The 16433-nt window shown below is 66.8% G+C and carries 10 protein-coding genes; 1 reads left to right on the top strand and 9 read right to left on the bottom strand.

Annotated features, from left to right (window positions below; genetic code table 11):
- Positions 1-25: 25 nt before the first annotated feature.
- The 6 genes from GGR89_RS05735 to GGR89_RS05710 all read right to left on the bottom strand — a co-directional run bounded on the left by GGR89_RS05735 (position 26) and on the right by GGR89_RS05710 (position 11046).
- Complete coding sequence (locus GGR89_RS05735) at positions 26-2341, bottom strand: TonB-dependent receptor (protein WP_125972610.1); 2316 nt, start codon at positions 2339-2341, stop codon at positions 26-28.
- 263 nt (positions 2342-2604) lie between these two features.
- A complete protein-coding gene (locus GGR89_RS05730; protein ID WP_241217800.1) occupies positions 2605-4899 on the bottom strand; it encodes a TonB-dependent receptor in 2295 nt (764 codons plus the stop codon).
- Between the two features lie 113 nt (positions 4900-5012).
- Positions 5013-7400, bottom strand: coding sequence for a glycoside hydrolase family 31 protein (locus tag GGR89_RS05725; protein WP_125972612.1), 2388 nt, complete (start codon positions 7398-7400; stop codon positions 5013-5015).
- Positions 7397-8653: an MFS transporter gene (locus GGR89_RS05720; RefSeq protein ID WP_125972614.1), complete on the bottom strand. Its 1257-nt coding sequence runs from the start codon at positions 8651-8653 to the stop codon at positions 7397-7399. Before GGR89_RS05720 ends, GGR89_RS05725 begins: the two co-directional genes overlap by 4 nt.
- An 84-nt stretch (positions 8654-8737) precedes the next feature.
- The gene (locus GGR89_RS05715; protein WP_125972616.1) at positions 8738-9520 is read right to left on the bottom strand and encodes a DeoR/GlpR family DNA-binding transcription regulator; all 783 of its coding nucleotides are present in this window, start codon (positions 9518-9520) and stop codon (positions 8738-8740) included.
- Complete coding sequence (locus tag GGR89_RS05710; protein ID WP_125972618.1) at positions 9520-11046, bottom strand: glycerol-3-phosphate dehydrogenase; 1527 nt, start codon at positions 11044-11046, stop codon at positions 9520-9522. The genes GGR89_RS05715 and GGR89_RS05710 overlap by 1 nt, the downstream gene beginning before the upstream one ends.
- Positions 11047-11158: 112 nt before the next feature.
- Here GGR89_RS05710 and glpK point away from each other — a divergent pair, with 112 nt between their 5' ends.
- Positions 11159-12643 (top strand): glycerol kinase GlpK, encoded by a 1485-nt coding sequence (gene glpK, locus GGR89_RS05705; RefSeq protein ID WP_125972620.1) that lies wholly within the window; start codon positions 11159-11161, stop codon positions 12641-12643.
- Positions 12644-12691: 48 nt separating this feature from the next.
- On the opposite strand, the gene GGR89_RS05700 is transcribed toward glpK, so the two are convergent.
- From GGR89_RS05700 to GGR89_RS05690, 3 genes are all read right to left on the bottom strand, one after another.
- Positions 12692-14149 (bottom strand): carbohydrate porin, encoded by a 1458-nt coding sequence (locus GGR89_RS05700; RefSeq protein ID WP_125972622.1) that lies wholly within the window; start codon positions 14147-14149, stop codon positions 12692-12694.
- A 167-nt stretch (positions 14150-14316) separates the two neighbouring features.
- Positions 14317-15342: a helix-turn-helix domain-containing protein gene (locus GGR89_RS05695; RefSeq protein ID WP_164542612.1), complete on the bottom strand. Its 1026-nt coding sequence runs from the start codon at positions 15340-15342 to the stop codon at positions 14317-14319.
- A 123-nt stretch (positions 15343-15465) separates the two neighbouring features.
- A complete protein-coding gene (locus tag GGR89_RS05690; protein ID WP_241217801.1) occupies positions 15466-16392 on the bottom strand; it encodes a VOC family protein in 927 nt (308 codons plus the stop codon).
- Positions 16393-16433: the final 41 nt, after the last annotated feature.

Below are 16433 nucleotides of genomic sequence, written 5' to 3'. Positions count from 1 at the left end.
GGCGATCACGCGCTGGTCGAATAGATCAGTAGTTCAGGCCGAAGCGAATGCCCGCATAGCGGCGGAAATCACGCGGCAGCACCGCCTGGGTGGCGATGGTGTTCGGCGCATTGGCCACGCTGCTGGTGTTGAAGTTCGACGCGGTGTTCACCAGCGACTGGTAATATTGCTTGTCGAACAGGTTGTTGACGAACAGCGTCGCTTCCCAGCGGCGCTTGTGGTCGCGCACGCCGGCGCTCAGGTTGAAGATGCTGAACGCGGGCTGGAAGGCCTCCGGATCGCGCGCGACATAGTAGATGCTCGACTGGTACTGCCAGCTGCCCTGGAGCACGCCGTTCAGCTTCTCGGTGAGCGCAGGCGTATATTCGATGCTGGCGCTGCCCTTCCATTCCGGCGCCTGGATGGCGCGGGTGTCGGTCAGGTTCTGATAGGCCGGCTTCGCCTGGACACAGCCCTGTGCCGCGCCCTGCAGCGGATAGCATTGCGCCACCGGGAACGAGGTGTAGGTCGCGTCGAGATAGGTCGCCGCACCGCTGATCGTCAGATCATGGGTGAAGCGCGCCGCGCTCTCGAACTCCAGGCCCTTGGTGTTGAGCCCGCCGACATTGGTCAGGCGATAGTTGCTGGTGCCGTTGATCGTCTCGATCGACTGCGCCTGCAGATCCTTGTAGTTGGTGTCGAAATAGGTGACGTTGAAGGTCATCCGCCGCCCGAAGAACTGCGTGCGGACACCGAATTCCTTGTCCTTCGACGTTTCCGGACGGATCGGGCCTGCATCTGCGCGCGCCTGTCCGAAGCCGGTGGTCAGATCGTAGGTCTGGCCCTTGTAGCCGGTGGCATAGCTGCCGAACAGCATCACGTCGCGCGTCGCCTGATATTGCAGGCCCAGGCGATAGGTGGTGGCGTTGTCGCTGGCATGGCCGGCCCAGCTGGCGGGCACCGGCAGATTCTTGTCGAGGAAGGTGTACTTCACCCGCTCGTTCTGCGCGCGGCCGCCGACGGTGGCGGTGAGGTTCTTGACGAATTCCCAGTCGATCTGGCCGAACGCCGCGATCTGGCGCGAGCCCGAAGTGGCGAACCAGTCGGCGAGGGAGAATTGCGGGCCGCGCTTGAACGGGCGCTCGAAGCCGACATTGGCGTAATAGACGCCGAGGGCGTAGCGGAACGCGTCGGTGCCCGGCGACAGCAGGCGGATTTCCTGGGTGAACAGGCGCGACTTGAACGCACCGACCTGGATGTTGCGGCCGAACGGTCCCGGCGCGACCGTGTCGTCATGGTCGATGTAATCGTCCATGCGGAACTTGTCGTACGAGGTCAGGCCCAGCACCTGCATCTTGCCGATGTTGATGTCCGTGCGGAGCATCGTGCCCCAGCCCCAATATTTGGTGCCGGCGCGGTCGTTGTTGGCGACCTTCTGGTTGAGCGGATCGATCTTGATGGCCGGCAGGATCACGTCGGCGGTGAGGCCGGCCTGGCCGCGCAGCAGCGCGCCCGGTGCCATGCGGATGAACGGACGGCCCACCGTGGTGTTGCCGTTCATATAGTTGGCCGAGGCGGTGAAGACGACGTCCGGCGACGCCTTCCACTTCAGCTTGCCGCGGGTGCTCAGCGTCTCGCGGCCATTGACGTCCTTGCCGTCGAACACGTTGCGGACGTTGCCGCCCCAGTTCGAATAGCTGGCCGAGAAGACATAGCCGAGCGTCTCGTTGATCGGGCCGGTGACACTGAAATTGCCGCCATATTCCTTGTCGTCGGTGGCGAGCAGGTTCGCCTTGACGTGGAAATCGTTGGTCGGCTGGGTGGTCATGATCTTGATCAGGCCGGCCGAGGCGGCCTTGCCGTACAGCGTGCTCTGCGGGCCGCGGAGCACTTCGATCATCGCCACGTCGGGCAGATCGGTGAAGGCGCGCGCCTGGAAGGCGAGCGGCACGCCGTCGACGGTCACTGCGACCGAGGACTCGACACCGATGCCGAACGCGAAGGTGCCGACGCCGCGCAGCGAGACGTTCGCGTTGACCGGGTTTTCGGCGGTGCGGACGGTTAGCGAGGGCGCGACCTTGCCGAGATCCTGGAAGTGGCGAACGCCCTGCGCCTCGAGCTGGGCAGGCGTGACCACCTGCACCGCGAGCGGCACGTTCTGGATGTTCTCGAAGCGCTTCTGCGCGGTGGTGGTGACGACGATCTCGCCATCGCCCTTCGCCGCCGTCGTGGCCTGGGCCGGCGCGGGCGCTGCGGCCGGATCACGATGCTCTTCCCCCGCATGCGCATGCGCATGCGCCGCGCTGCCGATGAACGATGCGGCGAGCGCAAGCGTGCACAGCGGAAACTGGTAACCCCTCATCTATCATGCCCCTTGGAAGGTGAACCTCATCCCTCCTCTCCCCACGCCGGTATACTCTCTGGCCACCGGTCGCCCTGTCCTGACAATTGTAGGACCAGCGAGGCAATTCCCAAATTTGGTTGAGAATTATGAGCGGCCTCTGCCACGATAGCGAGAGCAGCGTGACACCAAAGCAACAGAACAGCAAACGTTTGCATCAGCACAAAAAAGAAAGGCGGAAGCATTGCTTCCGCCTTTCAGCTCTGCCCGATCAGCGCGGTCGTTCAGTAGTTCAGACCGAAGCGAACACCGGCATAGCGACGGAAGTCTCGCGGCAGCACGGCCTGGGTCGCCAACTTATTGCCGAAATTGCCGTCGGAGTTGATCAAAGACGGATAATATTGCTTGTCGAACAGGTTGTTAACGAAGAGCACCCCCTCCCAGCGGCGCTTGTGATCGCGCACGCCCAGGTTCAGGTTGAAGATGCTGAACGCGGGCTGGAACGTCTGCGGATCCCGCGAGACGTAATAGAGGCTGGAGGTGTACTGCCAGCTGGCCTGGACCACGCCGTTCAGCTTGTCCGTGATGGCAGGGGCGTAGTCGATATTGGCCGACCCCTTCCACTCGGGAGCCTGTACCGCTCGGGTACCGGTGAGGTTCTGATAGTTCGGCGGCCCCTGGATACAGCCTTGTGCAACGGTCTGGGTCGGGAAACAGGGCGCCGCCGGGAAGGACGTGTACGTCGCATCGAGATAGGTTGCAGAACCGCTCAGCGTCAGGTCCCGCGTCACGCGGGCAGCCGTCTCGAACTCCAGGCCCTTGGTGTTCAGGCCACCCACATTGGTGAGGCGGAAGTTGGAGGTTCCGTTGATCGTCTCGATCGTCTGCGCCTGCAGATCCGTGTAGTTCGTGTCGAAATAGGTGACGTTGAACGTCATCCGGCGATTGAAGAACTGGGTGCGGATGCCGATTTCCTTGTCCTTCGAGGTCTCGGGACGGATCGGGCCGAGATTGGCGCGCGCGGTGTTGAAGCCGGTGGTCAGATCGTAGGTCTGGCCCTTGTAGCCGGTGGCATAGTTGCCGAACACCATGATGTCCGGCGTCGCCTGATAGCTCAGGCCCAGCCGGTAGGTGGTGGCGTTGTCGCTGGCGTGGCCCGCCCAGCTGCCCTTCGCGATATTGTCGCGGAAGGTATATTTGACGCGCTCGTTCTGCGCACGACCGCCGACGGTGGCGGTGAGATGCCTGATGAACTCCCAGTCGATCTGGCCGAATGCGGCAACCTGGCGGGAGCCCGACGTGGCGTACCAGTCAGCCGGAGAGAAGGCCGGACCGCGGAGGAACGGACGCTGGAACGCAACGTCGGCATAATATACGCCGAGGGCATAGCGGAACGCCTCGTCGTCGGGCGAAAGCAGGCGTACTTCCTGCGTGAACAGCCGGGACTTGAACGCGCCGATCTGTAGATTCTTGATCGTCGGCGACGCGGTATCATCATGGTCAAGATAGTCGTCGAGACGGAATTTGTCGTACGAGGTCAGGCCCAGCACGCTGAGCTTGCCGAGTTTGATGTCCGTGCGGAGCATCGAGCCCCAGCCCCAATATTTGGTGCGCGAAGGATAGTCGTTGCTGACCTGCTGATTGAGCGGCCCCGGCGTGACGCCCGGCATGGTCACCGCTGCGGTCTGGCCGGCGGTGTTGCGCAGGAGCGCGCCATCGGCGAGCGCGATGAAGGGGCGGCCCACCGTGGTGTTGCCGTTGAGATAGTTGGCGCTCAGCCGGAACTTGACGTCGGAAGATGCCTCCCAGTTGAGCTTGCCGCGGGCATTCAGCGTCTCGCGGCCATTGACGTCCTTGCCATTATACACGTTGCGGACATTGCCGCCCCAATTGGAATAGCTTGCCGAGACGACATAGCCCAGATCCTCGTTGATCGGGCCCGTGGCGCTGAAGTTGGCGCCATATTCGTCGTCGGTGGTAACGGTCGTATTCGCCTTGAGATGAAAATCCTTGGTCGGCTGGACCGTCATGATCTTGATCAGGCCGGCCGAGGCGGCCTTGCCGTACAGCGTGCTTTGCGGTCCGCGCAGTACTTCGATCTGCGCGACGTCAGGCAAGTCGGTGAAAGCACGCGCCTGGAAGGCCAGCGGGACGCCGTCGACCGTCACGGCGACGCTGGACTCGACGCCGATGCCAAAGGCGAAGGTACCGACGCCACGCAACGACACATTGGCGTTGACGGGATGCTCCGCAGGGCGAATGACGAGGGAGGGCGCAACCTTGGTCAGATCCTGGAAGTTGCGGACGCCCTGCGCCTCGAGCTGCTCCGCCGTCAGAACCTGGACCGGCAGCGGCACGTTCTGGATATTCTCGAAGCGCTTCTGCGCGGTCGTAGTGACGACGATCTCACCATCGTCCTGCGCCATCTTGCCAGCGGACTGCGCGGCGGCGGCGCCTGCGGCGACCGTGGCCGCGGCGGACGTGTCGACGGCCGAGGCCTGGGTCTGCGCGTGTGCGCTGCCCGCCATGCAAGCCGCAACCAGCGCGGCATGCGCGACCGATACCTGGTAACCTCTCATTAATACTCCCCTTGTCCGGCAGGGTTCTACCCGCACTTCTTTTTTAGACAGCCGGACAATAGGTTCCCCGACACTCCGAGAAATATCGGGGAAACACGGTATGCAATCGTTTTTTAGTTCCCGTCTTGCCCGTTTTGTTGCATCGACGCCACACTGACAGCGCTGCCACCCTCGATAACTAGCTCGCGGGAATCGTTACTTGGTAGCAACAAGGTTATATCGGTGCTATCCAATTGCATACCTGTCGATGTAACATGAACCACAACCCGATTTGCCCGCGCCTCTCCCTCAATCTGCCAGCGCACAACCGCTTCATCGGCGCCGACCGCATCTTCCATCGCTTCGCAGCGGAACGCGCCCTCACGCGGCGGGAACAGCCACAGGCCGCGGCGCGGCGCATCCGGCCGCCAGCCGCCCTCCGCCAGGTCGACCAGCATCACCGAACCGGCCCGCGCGAACAGCGGCGGCGGCCCGTCCAGCGGCGCGGCGACCGTCACCCAGGCCCCGCCGGCGAAGGTCTCGCCGGTCCATACATGCGTCCACTCCGCCCCGGCCGGCAGATAAAGCCGCCGCTCGGTCGCGCCCTGCTCCACCACCGGCGCGGCGAGCACGTCGGGCCCGAGCAGATGCTCGTCGCTTTCCGCCCAGCAGTGCGGATCCCGGGGGAAGACGGCCCAGGTCGGCAGCACCATCGGCATATAGTCCGAGTGATAGCGGTGCAGCAGATCGTGGAAGAACGGCACCAGCCGCTGACGCAGCCGCATCAGCGCCCGGATCGCGGGCAGCGCCTCCGGGTACATCCAGGGCTCATTGACGGTCCGATCGTCGTTCCAGCTATGGATGCTGAAGCGCGGCATCAGCACGCCCGCCTGCACCCAGCGGACCAGCAACTCGGCGTCGGGCGCCGGCCCGGCGAACCCGCCCACGTCGTGCCCGCTGTTGGACACGCCCGACAGCGCCAGGCCGATCGCCATTCGCGCATTGTAGCGCAGCGTCTTCCACTCGGTGCGGTTGTCGCCGGTCCAGGTCTGAGCGTAGCGCTGCAGCCCGGCCATGCCGGCACGGGTGACGACATAGGGGAGTTCGTCCGGCCGCGCCTCGATCTGCGCGCGGCGTGAGGCGCGCATCATCAGCAGCGGCTGCACCGGCCGCATCGCCGCGGCGGGCACCGAGGTCCCGAAACCGGCGAAGCGGGCGCGTGCGTCCCACACTTCATATTCGTTGTTGTCGTTCCAGGTCGAGCGGATGCCCTGGTCGAGCAGCGCCGATGTCACCTGCCCGCGCCACCAGGCGGCGGCGTCGGGATTGGTGAAGTCGATATAGCTGCCGACTTCGTCCCAGAACTGCGCCTCGACCGGCTGGCCGTCGGCGTCGCCGACGAAATAACCGGCGGCAGCGACCTCATCATAGCGCGGGTGGCTGCGCAGCAGCGCGGGCTTGATGTTCGGCACCAGCTCGACGCCGGCGTCGGCATAGCTCTTCACGAACGCCTTGGGATCGGGGAACTTGTCGCGGTTCCAGTGGAACACGTAGCGCTTTTCACCGATCGAGGTGTAGCCCGAGGAGAGGTGGAACGAAGTGCAGCCGATGTCGTGCTCGGCCAGCTTCTCCAGGAACCCGCCCATCTGCGCCGCCGCGTCGGGCGCATCGGTATAGGTCATGGTCGAGCCCGAATAGCCGAGCGACCAGCGCGGCATCAGCGCCGGACGACCGGTCAGCCAGGTGAAGCGCTTGGTCACCGCCAGCGGATCGGGGCCGGCGATCATCCACAGATCGACATCGCCATGATCGGCGACCATGTGCCGGTAGAAGCCGTGGTAGTTGTCGAGCTCGCGTCCGAAATCGAACGCGACGTCGGCCACCGTGTCGTAGAAGGCGCCGTGGCAACGCCCCGCCTCGTCCGCCACCAGCACGTACGGGATCGACTTGTACTGGGGATCGCTCGTCTCCGCGTCATAGCCCATCGGATCGAGATTGGTCAGCCGGAAGCTGCGGCCCGCGCGATTGGCGTCACCGGTGCGGTCGCCCAGGCCGTAGAAGCGCTCGCCCGGACGGCGCGCGACATAATGGTGCGCCTTGCCGTCCCACCAGCCGAAATCATAGGCATGGGTCGGCCGATCCTGCGCCATCAAGATCCAGTCGTCGCCGTCGCGCTGTTCCCAGCAGCAGTGCAGCCCGTGCAGCCGCGCGGTGAGGCGGATGCGGTCGGTTTCCAGCACCAGCTGCTCGGCATCGTGGAACAGCCGATAGTCGGGGCAGGCGAAGCCGGAGACGTCCATCCGGTCGCGGCCCGGCTCGGCGATGTCCTCCTGCCCCGGCGCGATCGCCCAGCTGGGCGGGCTGGTGACGGTGCCCCCGGGGAGCAGCAGCAGCCGCACCATGTCCTGCTCGAGCACGAACAGGTGCGCGACGGCGCCGGTATCGGATTCCAGCGTGATCCGCCCCTGCCCCTCCTCGGCGACCGTGAACCGCGGGGGATTGGAAAGCGTGGCGCGTCTCATTTCACAGGCTCCGGAAGGCGAAGATGGCGCAGGCCGGCGATCAGCACGACCGCGCCGACGATGTCGAAGACGGAAAGCATGCCGAACAGCGGCGCATAGCCGACGGTATCGGCCAACTGCCCGATCAGCAGCGAGAAGAGCAGCCCGCCCACCCAGCCGGCCTGGCCGATAAAGCCGTTGGCGGCGCCGACTTCCTCGGCGGTGAACACGTCGGCGGAAAGCGTGTTGATCAGCACCGAGATCATCTGGTGCGCGAAGCCGCCGATGCAGAACAGCGCGATCGCGCTATAGGGGCTCGACACCAGCCCGATGCAGCCCGGCGCGATCATCAGCACCGCCGCCAGCGCGACACCCGCCACACGCGAGGCGATCAGCGGCAGGCGGAAGCGCTGCACCAGGAAGGGCGAGAGATAGCCGCCCAGCACCCCGCCCAGATCGGCGGCGAGGAAGGGCAGCCAGGCGAACAGCGCGATCTGCTTGAGGTCCATGCCCCGCTCGGTGGCGAGGTAGAGCGGGATCCAGAAGCTGAAGGTCTGCCAGGCCGGCTCGGCGAGGAAGCGCGGCACCGCGATGATCCAGAAGCGCGCGGTGCCCAGGATCTCGCGCGCCGAGGCGCGGCGGGCGAGCGGCTTGGGGCGCCCCTCGGCAATCAGTGCGCGTTCCTTCTCGGTGATCTTCGGATGGCTGCCGGGGCTGCGATAGAAGATCCACCAGGCGACGGACCAGAGCAGCCCCACCGCCCCGGTCACCACAAAGGCCATCCGCCAGTCGGTATAGATCATCACGACCGCAACGACGGGCGGCGCCAGCAGCGCGCCGAGCGACGTACCGGCATTGAACCAGCCCACCGCCACCGATCGCTCGCGGGCCGGAAACCATTCGGCGATCGCCTTGATGCCCGACGGGATGGCCGCGGATTCGAACATGCCGAGCAGCCCGCGGAAGAACATCAGCCCCAGCCATCCCGCCGCGAGCGCATGCAGCATGTTGGCGACCGACCACGCCGCGCCGAACAGCGCGAAGCCGGCGCGCAGCCCGACCCGATCGACGATCATGCCCGCGATCGGCTGCATCACCGTATAGGCGAGCTGGAAGCCGCCGACCACATAGCTGTACTGCTCGGTGGTCATGTGCATCACGGTCTTCAGCTCGGGCGCGAGTACGCCCAGCGAGTTGCGTGCGAGATAATTGGCAATGGTGCCGGCGCAGATAAGCCCGACGATCCACCAGCGAAGATGGGCAATACGCCGCATAAACCTTTCACTGCCCTCTCTGAACGGCCCCCCGGCCATTCTGTTCTTCGGTTTCGGCAATCCTGCACGGATTGGCCTGACCAATCAAGTGTCCGTCTGTGTAACCTTCACTTGCCCCGCAGCGCAGGCGGCAGCGATACCGGGATGTAGGAGGCGATCGGTGACCAAATGATCAACGACTCCGATCTCGGCGATCCGCACCGGGGCTGGCCTGCCGAACTTGGTCTGGTCGGTTGCGAGGATCACGGTGCGCGCCTGCTCGATGATCGTCTGCGAGACGCGCACCTCGTCCATGTCGAAATCGAGCAGCGTGCCCTCCTCGTCGATCGCCGAGGCGCCGATCAGTGCATAATCGAGCTTGAAGCCGCGCAGGAAATCCATCGCCAGCGCGCCCACCACCGCGCGGTCGCTGGCGCGCACCCGGCCGCCGACCACCACCACCTCGATCGTCGGCACCCCGCCGAGAATATCGGCGACGTTGAGATTGTTGGTCACCACCAGCAGGTTTCGGTGCTGCACCAGCGCGCGGGCGATCGCCTCGGTGGTGGTGCCAATATTGATGAACAGGCTGGCGCCGTCGGGCACCAGCGCCGCCGCCGCCGTGCCGATCGCGGCCTTGGCTTCGGCCGCGACCTGGCGCCGCGCCTCGCGATCGAGATTGTCGACCCCCGAGGTCACCACCGCGCCGCCATGGACGCGCGACAGCATCGCCTGCTTGGCGAGCTGGTTGAGATCGCGGCGGATCGTCTGCGGCGTCACCCCCAGCGCCGTCGCCAGCGCCTCGACGCTCACGCTGCCGGTGCGGCGGGCGAGTTCGAGGATCCGCGCGTGGCGCCCCGCGACCAGATCGGGCAGGTCCTCGGCCATCAGGCCGAGCGCGCCATCCGCCGGGGCTCGCCCGCGAGATACTCCGCGAGGCGCGCTTCGGTACCCTCGGGTACGTGCAGTCCCAGCTTGCTGCGGCGATAGAGGATATCCTCCGGGGTCACCGCCCATTCGTTGACGCGCAGATAGTCGACTTCGCGCAGCGTCAGCCCGCCGCCGAGATCGGCGCCCAGATCGAACGGAGTCATCGCATCACCGAGCAGCGCGTGGACCCGCGTGCCATAGGCGCGGGCGAGCCGCCGCAGCAGCGCGGCGGGCATGCCCGGCCGCGCATATTGCAGGCTGGCGACGAAGCGATCGAAATCGCCCTCGGGCAGGTCGCCGCCAGGGAGCACCGCACCCGCGGTCCAGGCACCCGGCGCCTGCGGGAAGAAGCGCGCCAGCTCGGCCATCGCGTGCTCGGCGAGCTTGCGATAGGTGGTGATCTTGCCGCCGAAGATGCTCAGCATCGGCGCGCGATCGTCGTCGCCGTCGAGGTCGAGGACATAGTCGCGCGTCACTGCCGAGGCATTGCCCGCTTTGTCGTCATAGAGCGGGCGAATGCCGGCATAGCTCCACACCACGTCCTTCTCGGACGGCGGATCGTCGAAATAGCGCGCGGCGGTATCGAGCAGGTAGCGGGTTTCCTCGGCGCTGATCTGCGCCTTGCCCGGCGCGCCTTGCCACACCTCGTCGGTGGTGCCGATCAGCGTGTACTTGCCCTCATAGGGCACGGTGAACACGATCCGCCGGTCGGGGTTCTGCAGCATGAAGGCATGATCGCCGGGATAGAGCCTCGGCACGACGAGATGGCTGCCCTTCACCAGCCGCAGCCCGCGATCGGCGACCACGTCGGGCACGCGGCCCAGCACGTCCGCCACCCAGGGCCCCGCGGCGTTGACCAGCGCCTTGGCGCGCACCGTTCGTTCACCCGCGTCGTCGGCGATGGTCGCGATCCATTCGCGCCCCTCGCGTCGCGCCCCGCGCAGCGCGGTGCGGGTGCGGATGTCCGCGCCCTTCTCCGCCGCATCCATCGCGTTGAGCACCACCAGCCGGCTGTCTTCCACCCAGCAATCCGAATAGACGAAGGCCTTGCCCTTGGCGGTCTTCAGCCCGCGCCCGAACGGCGTGCGGGCGAGGTCGATGGTGTCGGTGCCCGGCAGCTTCTTGCGGCCACCGAGATGGTCGTAGAGGAACAGCCCCAGCCGCACCATCCAGGCCGGGCGCGGCGACTGGGTCTGGGGCAGCACGAAGCGCAGCGGCCAGATGATGTGCGGCGCCATGCCCCACAGCCGCTCGCGCTCGATCAGCGCCTCGCGCACCAGCCGGAACTCGCCATATTCGAGGTAGCGCAGCCCGCCATGGATCAGCTTGGTCGAGGCCGAGGAGGTGTGGCTCGCCAGATCCTCCTTCTCGACGAGCAGCACGGACAGGCCGCGGCCCGCCGCATCGCGGGCGATGCCGGCGCCGTTGATGCCGCCGCCCACCACCAGCAGATCGAAACGCTCCTCGGAATGTGCGGCCGCCATGCTTCGCCTCATGTTCGCTATTTTTCGTTTATAGCATCAAGCGAACATAAACGAAAGCGTTGACGCGCGAACGAAAATCTACGAGCGTCCGAACGAACATAGGAGGGGCTTGGTGGACCGGAATCACATTCTCGCGATCGATCAGGGCACCACCTCGACGCGCAGCGTGATCTTCGATTCGGCGGGCCGCCGCGTCGCCACCGCGCAGACCGAGTTCGAGCAGCATTATCCCGACCAGGGCTGGGTCGAGCATGACCCCGAGACGATCTGGCGCGACGCGCTGACCACCGCGCGCGAGGCGCTGCTCAAGAGCGGCGTCGGCGTGGCGAGCATCGCCGCGATCGGCATCACCAACCAGCGCGAGACGACCTTGGTGTGGGACCGCACCACCGGCGCGCCGATCCACCGCGCGATCGTCTGGCAGGACCGCCGCACCGCCGATCGCTGCCTGCAGCTCAAGGCCGAAGGTGTCGAAGCGGAGGTGCGGGCACGCACCGGTCTGCTGGTCGATCCCTATTTCTCGGCGACCAAGCTCGGCTGGATCCTCGACCATGTGCCGGGCGCACGGGCGCGGGCCGAGCGCGGCGAGCTCGCCTTCGGCACGATCGACAGCTTCCTGCTCTGGCGGCTGACCAAGGGCGCGGTGCACGCGACCGACGTGACCAATGCGTCGCGCACCTCGCTGTTCAACATCCACAGCGGCGAGTGGGACGCCGAGCTTTGCCGACTGTTCGGCATTCCGATGGCGCTGCTGCCCGCGGTGCACGACAATGCCCATATTTATGGGAGGACCGATCCCGAATGGTTCGGCCTGCCGATCCCGATCGCCGGCATGGCGGGGGACCAGCAGGCGGCGCTGTTCGGCCAATGCTGCTTCGCGCCGGGCACCGCCAAGTCGACCTACGGCACCGGCTGTTTCCTGCTGCTCAACACCGGCGAAAAGGCGGTCGCCTCCGAACATCGGATGCTCACCACCCCCGCCTACCGCATCAACGGGCGGACCGCCTATGCGCTGGAAGGCTCGATCTTCGTTGCCGGTGCTGCGATCAAATGGCTGCGCGACGGCATCGGCGTGATCACCCATGCCCGCCAGACCAACGACATGGCGACGCGCGTGTCTGACAGCCACGGCGTCTACATGGTCCCTGCCTTCGTCGGGCTCGGCGCGCCGCACTGGGACCCCGAGGCGCGCGGCGCGATCTTCGGGCTGACGCTCAGCGCCACCCAGGCGCATCTCGCCCGGGCTGCGCTGGAGGCGGTGGCCTACCAGACCTACGACCTCGTCGCGGCGATGGTGCAGGATGGCGGGGTGCGACCGGCGATGCTGCGCGTCGACGGCGGCATGGCGGCAAACGACTGGCTGTGCCGCTTCCTCGCCGACATTCTCGACGTCGCGGTGGAGCGACCCGACGATCTGGAGACCACCGCGCGCGGCGCCGCCTTCCATGCCGGGCTGGCGGTAGGCCTGTGGTCGGGGGTGGACGAGCTCTCGGCGATCTGGTCGCGCCAGGCGTGCTTCGAGCCGGCGATGGAGGCCGGACACCGGACCACGCTGCTCGCCGGCTGGCACGACGCCCTGCGGCGGACGCTGGGGTGATACTTCATTCTCTAGCCCCTCCCTTCAGGGGAGGGGCTTGGATGTACCCTACAACGTCAGCGCGAACTTCAGGCCGAGCACGCCGACATCCTTGGCGTTCTTCACCCCGCCGGGCTGGTGGATCCACTGCACGTTGGGCTGCACCACCAGCCACTCGGTCGGCGACACGCTGTAGTAGAGCTCGGCCGCATATTCGGCATCGCGCGCCGGCTTGCCCGCGAGGCGATCCGCAGTGTCGATCCGCCCGTTCACATTGGTGCGCGCGACCGCCAGGCCGATCACGTCCCCCGGCAGGCTCGGCGCGAGCCCCTTGTAGAACAGACCCACCGACACCTGGTTGTCGGTCAACGAGGTCGCGCGATCGGCGAAGGTGACATTGGCGAACATGCTGAAGCCGGTCAGCGAGCGCCCGTCCTTCGAGGTGCCGGTCAGCTGCTGCTGGACGCTGGCGAACACGCCGTAGCGGCTCGAATGCTGGAGCGGCGCGAGGCCCGTCACCGCGCGCGGCTGACGGTTGACGTCGAGCACCAAATCGTCGCCATCGGCAGTCGAGATCCAGCCGCCGAACTTGTACGATCCGACCTTCCCCTCGTCGCCGCCGCGCGTCCAGCCGATCTCGGCGGGGAGCAGCACGCCGGTCGCGCCCTTGAAATGGCCGATGAAGAAGGTGCTCTCGAGGTTGCGCGGGTTCACCTCATAGGCGCCGCCCTGGATATAGACGCCGGGCGCCACGTCGACATGGACGTTGGCGCCCCATTGGCTGACCGGCCAATTGTACCAGTAATCGCCAACGAGATTGCCCGGCTGCGCGCCGCAGAAGCTCAGATTCTGGAAGTGGCAGGAAAAGACAGCGAAATCGTCGCCCGGATTGGTGCGGCCCAGCTTCACTTCCACCTTGTCGCCCAGCTTCTGCTGGAGCCACAGCTGCGTCACCCGCACCGTCTGGCCGCGTCCATAGACTTCCTGCACCTGCTGCAGCGCGCCAAGGCCCGCGGTGGTGGTGAGGTCGATGCCGCGGCGCCAGGTGACGGTGCCCTGCAGCGCCGCCCCGCCCCAGCCGAGCAGCTTGTCCAGATCGAGCAGCGCGCCGACGTCGAACTGGCCGGTCTCGGCCACCAGGCTGCGGTCGCCGCCGGTGAAGTTGTAGGCGGTCTCCGAGGCATAGCGCGCCGACAGGCCGATGCCGCGCTCGCCCAGACGGGTGCGGATGTCCTGCCAGTCGCCGATCAGCCCCGGCGGCGGCGAACTCTGGGTGTCACCGGCCAGCGACGACGGCGAGGGATCGCGCGGGTGGAGCATATGGCTGCGCGCGCGGCGCTGGGTATCGGCGCGCGGCCCGGCGCCGGCGTCTTCCTGCGCCGTATCGGGCTTGGGCTTGTTCAGTTCGTCCGCCGGTGGCGGCGGTGCGCCCACGTCCACCTGCTGCGCCAAGGCCGGCATCGCCGTTCCGAACGCCATGATCGCGAGCAGGGCCCCCCGCCCCGCACGCCAATTCCCACGCTTCATTGCATATCCTTTTAGCTCGCGGCGCACCAAAGAGCCGAGCGGCCTTTTGGTTGCGTGGCGGTGCAAGCCCGAACTTCGGGACTCGCAATTCGTGCCGCATAGGGGATGAAGCGCCCCAGCGCATAGGCCTGCGGTGCAAACCTATACCAAGGGCTAAGCGGCAGGGCTCAGGCCGGAAGGCGGAGCGTTTCCATCGTGCGGATCCAGTGCGGCAACAGCACGTCGCCGGCGCCGGCCTCGGGCTGTTGCAGCACCAGCCCGGCCCCGGTGCGGGCCTCGCTGGGCGTGATGCCGAACGCCGCCTTGAACGCGCGCGAGAAGGTGGACCAGTCGGCGAAGCCCCAGCCATAGGCGATCTCGGCGATCGACTTGCCGCGCTGCGCCGCGTCCCCCAGATCGCTCAGCACCCGCTCCAGCCGCTGGCGCCGGATGAAGTCGCCGATGCTGCCCAGCGGCGCAAAGGCACGGTAGAGCGAGGCGCGCGACATGCCCATCGCGCGGGCGACCATGTCCGGCCCCAGCTCCGGATGCGCGAGATTGGCGCGGATGAACCGCTTGATCCGGAACAGCGCCGCCACCGCGACCGAGGCGCGCGGCCCGCTCTCCTGCAGGGTGGGCGCGATCAGCCCACCCATCATCAGCCCCGTCGCGCGGGCCACCGCCAGCGCATCGTCCGCGCCCGCCTGCGGCAGCCGCTCGACCAGCATCCGGGCATGCTCGCCCAGCAGCTGCGCGGCCAGCGTCTCGCGGCGGAGCACCAGCCCGTGCAGCCCGTCGAGCCGCGGCTCGTCGAGCCCCAGCGCGCCGTGGTGGACCACCATGCTGATGTTCTCGCAGCCATCGGTGCGGGTGGCGAAGGGGCGGGTCATGTCGGCGACGCAGATGTCGCCGGGGCGGGTCACTATCGCCTCGCCGTCGTGCAGCCGCACGTCGCCGCCGCGGGTGATGATCTGGACCAGCACCGCCTCGACCCCGGTCTGGGCGACCTTGCGGATGTCGCGGTCGTAGTGGAACGCCGCGCCCCACATGCGCGAGCGGCCGATCAGCACCGGGCCGGCGTTGAACCCGTCGAGCCCGACGCTGAACGCGTCCGACACCGCCTCGCGCCGGGTATCGAAGATCGGATCGACCGATTCCGCATAGGCGTCGAAGCGCAGTTCGGGCGGTGCGTTCGAGACGTTGAAATAGGGCACACCGGGCGGCTCCGCCCGGACCCGTAAGTTCCGCTGTTCCTGCACCTCCCCCATCTACCTTGGATTCGTAACGCATGCGTTGTGTTTTGCACAGGCTTGCCGTCCCAGCCGTGGACAAGCGTGTTACGGGTCGGGACTCTCAGCGGTGAAGGGCGAGCAGCACGGCTTGGTCGCGGGCTTGAACTCCATCAGCTCCACCCGCGTGCCGTCTGGATCGTAGAAATTGGCCTGCCACTTGCCGTCGAGGCCCATTTGCGGGCCGTCATGGCGCGAGCTCAGCCGGTTCTCGCGGTAGAGCGTCGTCACCGCCGCCTGCATATTGACCACGCCGAGCGACAGGTGGTTGAGCACGCCCAGCTGCCGCGCATCCACCTTGTCGAGCGTCACGTCCGAACCCTCGCCCACCATCATATATTCCAGCCAGTCGCGCCCGTCTGGCAGCTGCTGCGACACCCAGTCGACCTTGTCCGCGTGGAAGGCACCGAACCAATAGGGGCGGAAGCCGAGCAGCGTGCGGTAGAAGCCGTCCTGCTTGGCGCGGTCGTGCACCACATGGCCGACATGGATGATCCGGCCGCTGATCGCGCCCTTCTCCGCCGCGGTGGCGGCGCTGCCGGGTTGGACGAACTGGACCTGGTTGCCCTCGGGATCGCGCCCGCCGAACCATTGGTCGCCGCCCTGCCCGCGCTGCACCGGGGTGAGATCGCGCACGCCGCGCACGGTGAGCCACGCGCGCAGCTTGGCGGCATCGGCGGTGATATAGCCGACATGGGCGAGCATGCTCGGGCCATGGTCCTTGGGCGCGGGCAGCACCTCGACGAACTGGCGCGGGCTGAAATAATAGCGGACGCCTGCCGGATCTTCCGGGTCGGCGCCCTTCCGTGCGCCGAGCACCACCCGGTAGAAATGATCGCTCGCCGCCATGTCGGTCGCATAGACGGCGAGGTGCGAGATGCCGGTGATCGGCGGCCGGACCGCGTCCGGCGGCGCAGCGCCGATCATCGTGGCGGCGATCAGCCCGAGCGCGGCAAGCTTGCGGAACATCGGCATCGTGTCTCTCCCGGCAGGCGATGCTTTCGATCGCCTTTCCT

This window comes from Sphingomonas trueperi (genome assembly GCF_011927635.1).
In the GTDB taxonomy this organism is placed as follows: domain Bacteria; phylum Pseudomonadota; class Alphaproteobacteria; order Sphingomonadales; family Sphingomonadaceae; genus Sphingomonas; species Sphingomonas trueperi.
This window is presented reverse-complemented; position numbering and strand designations above follow the sequence as displayed.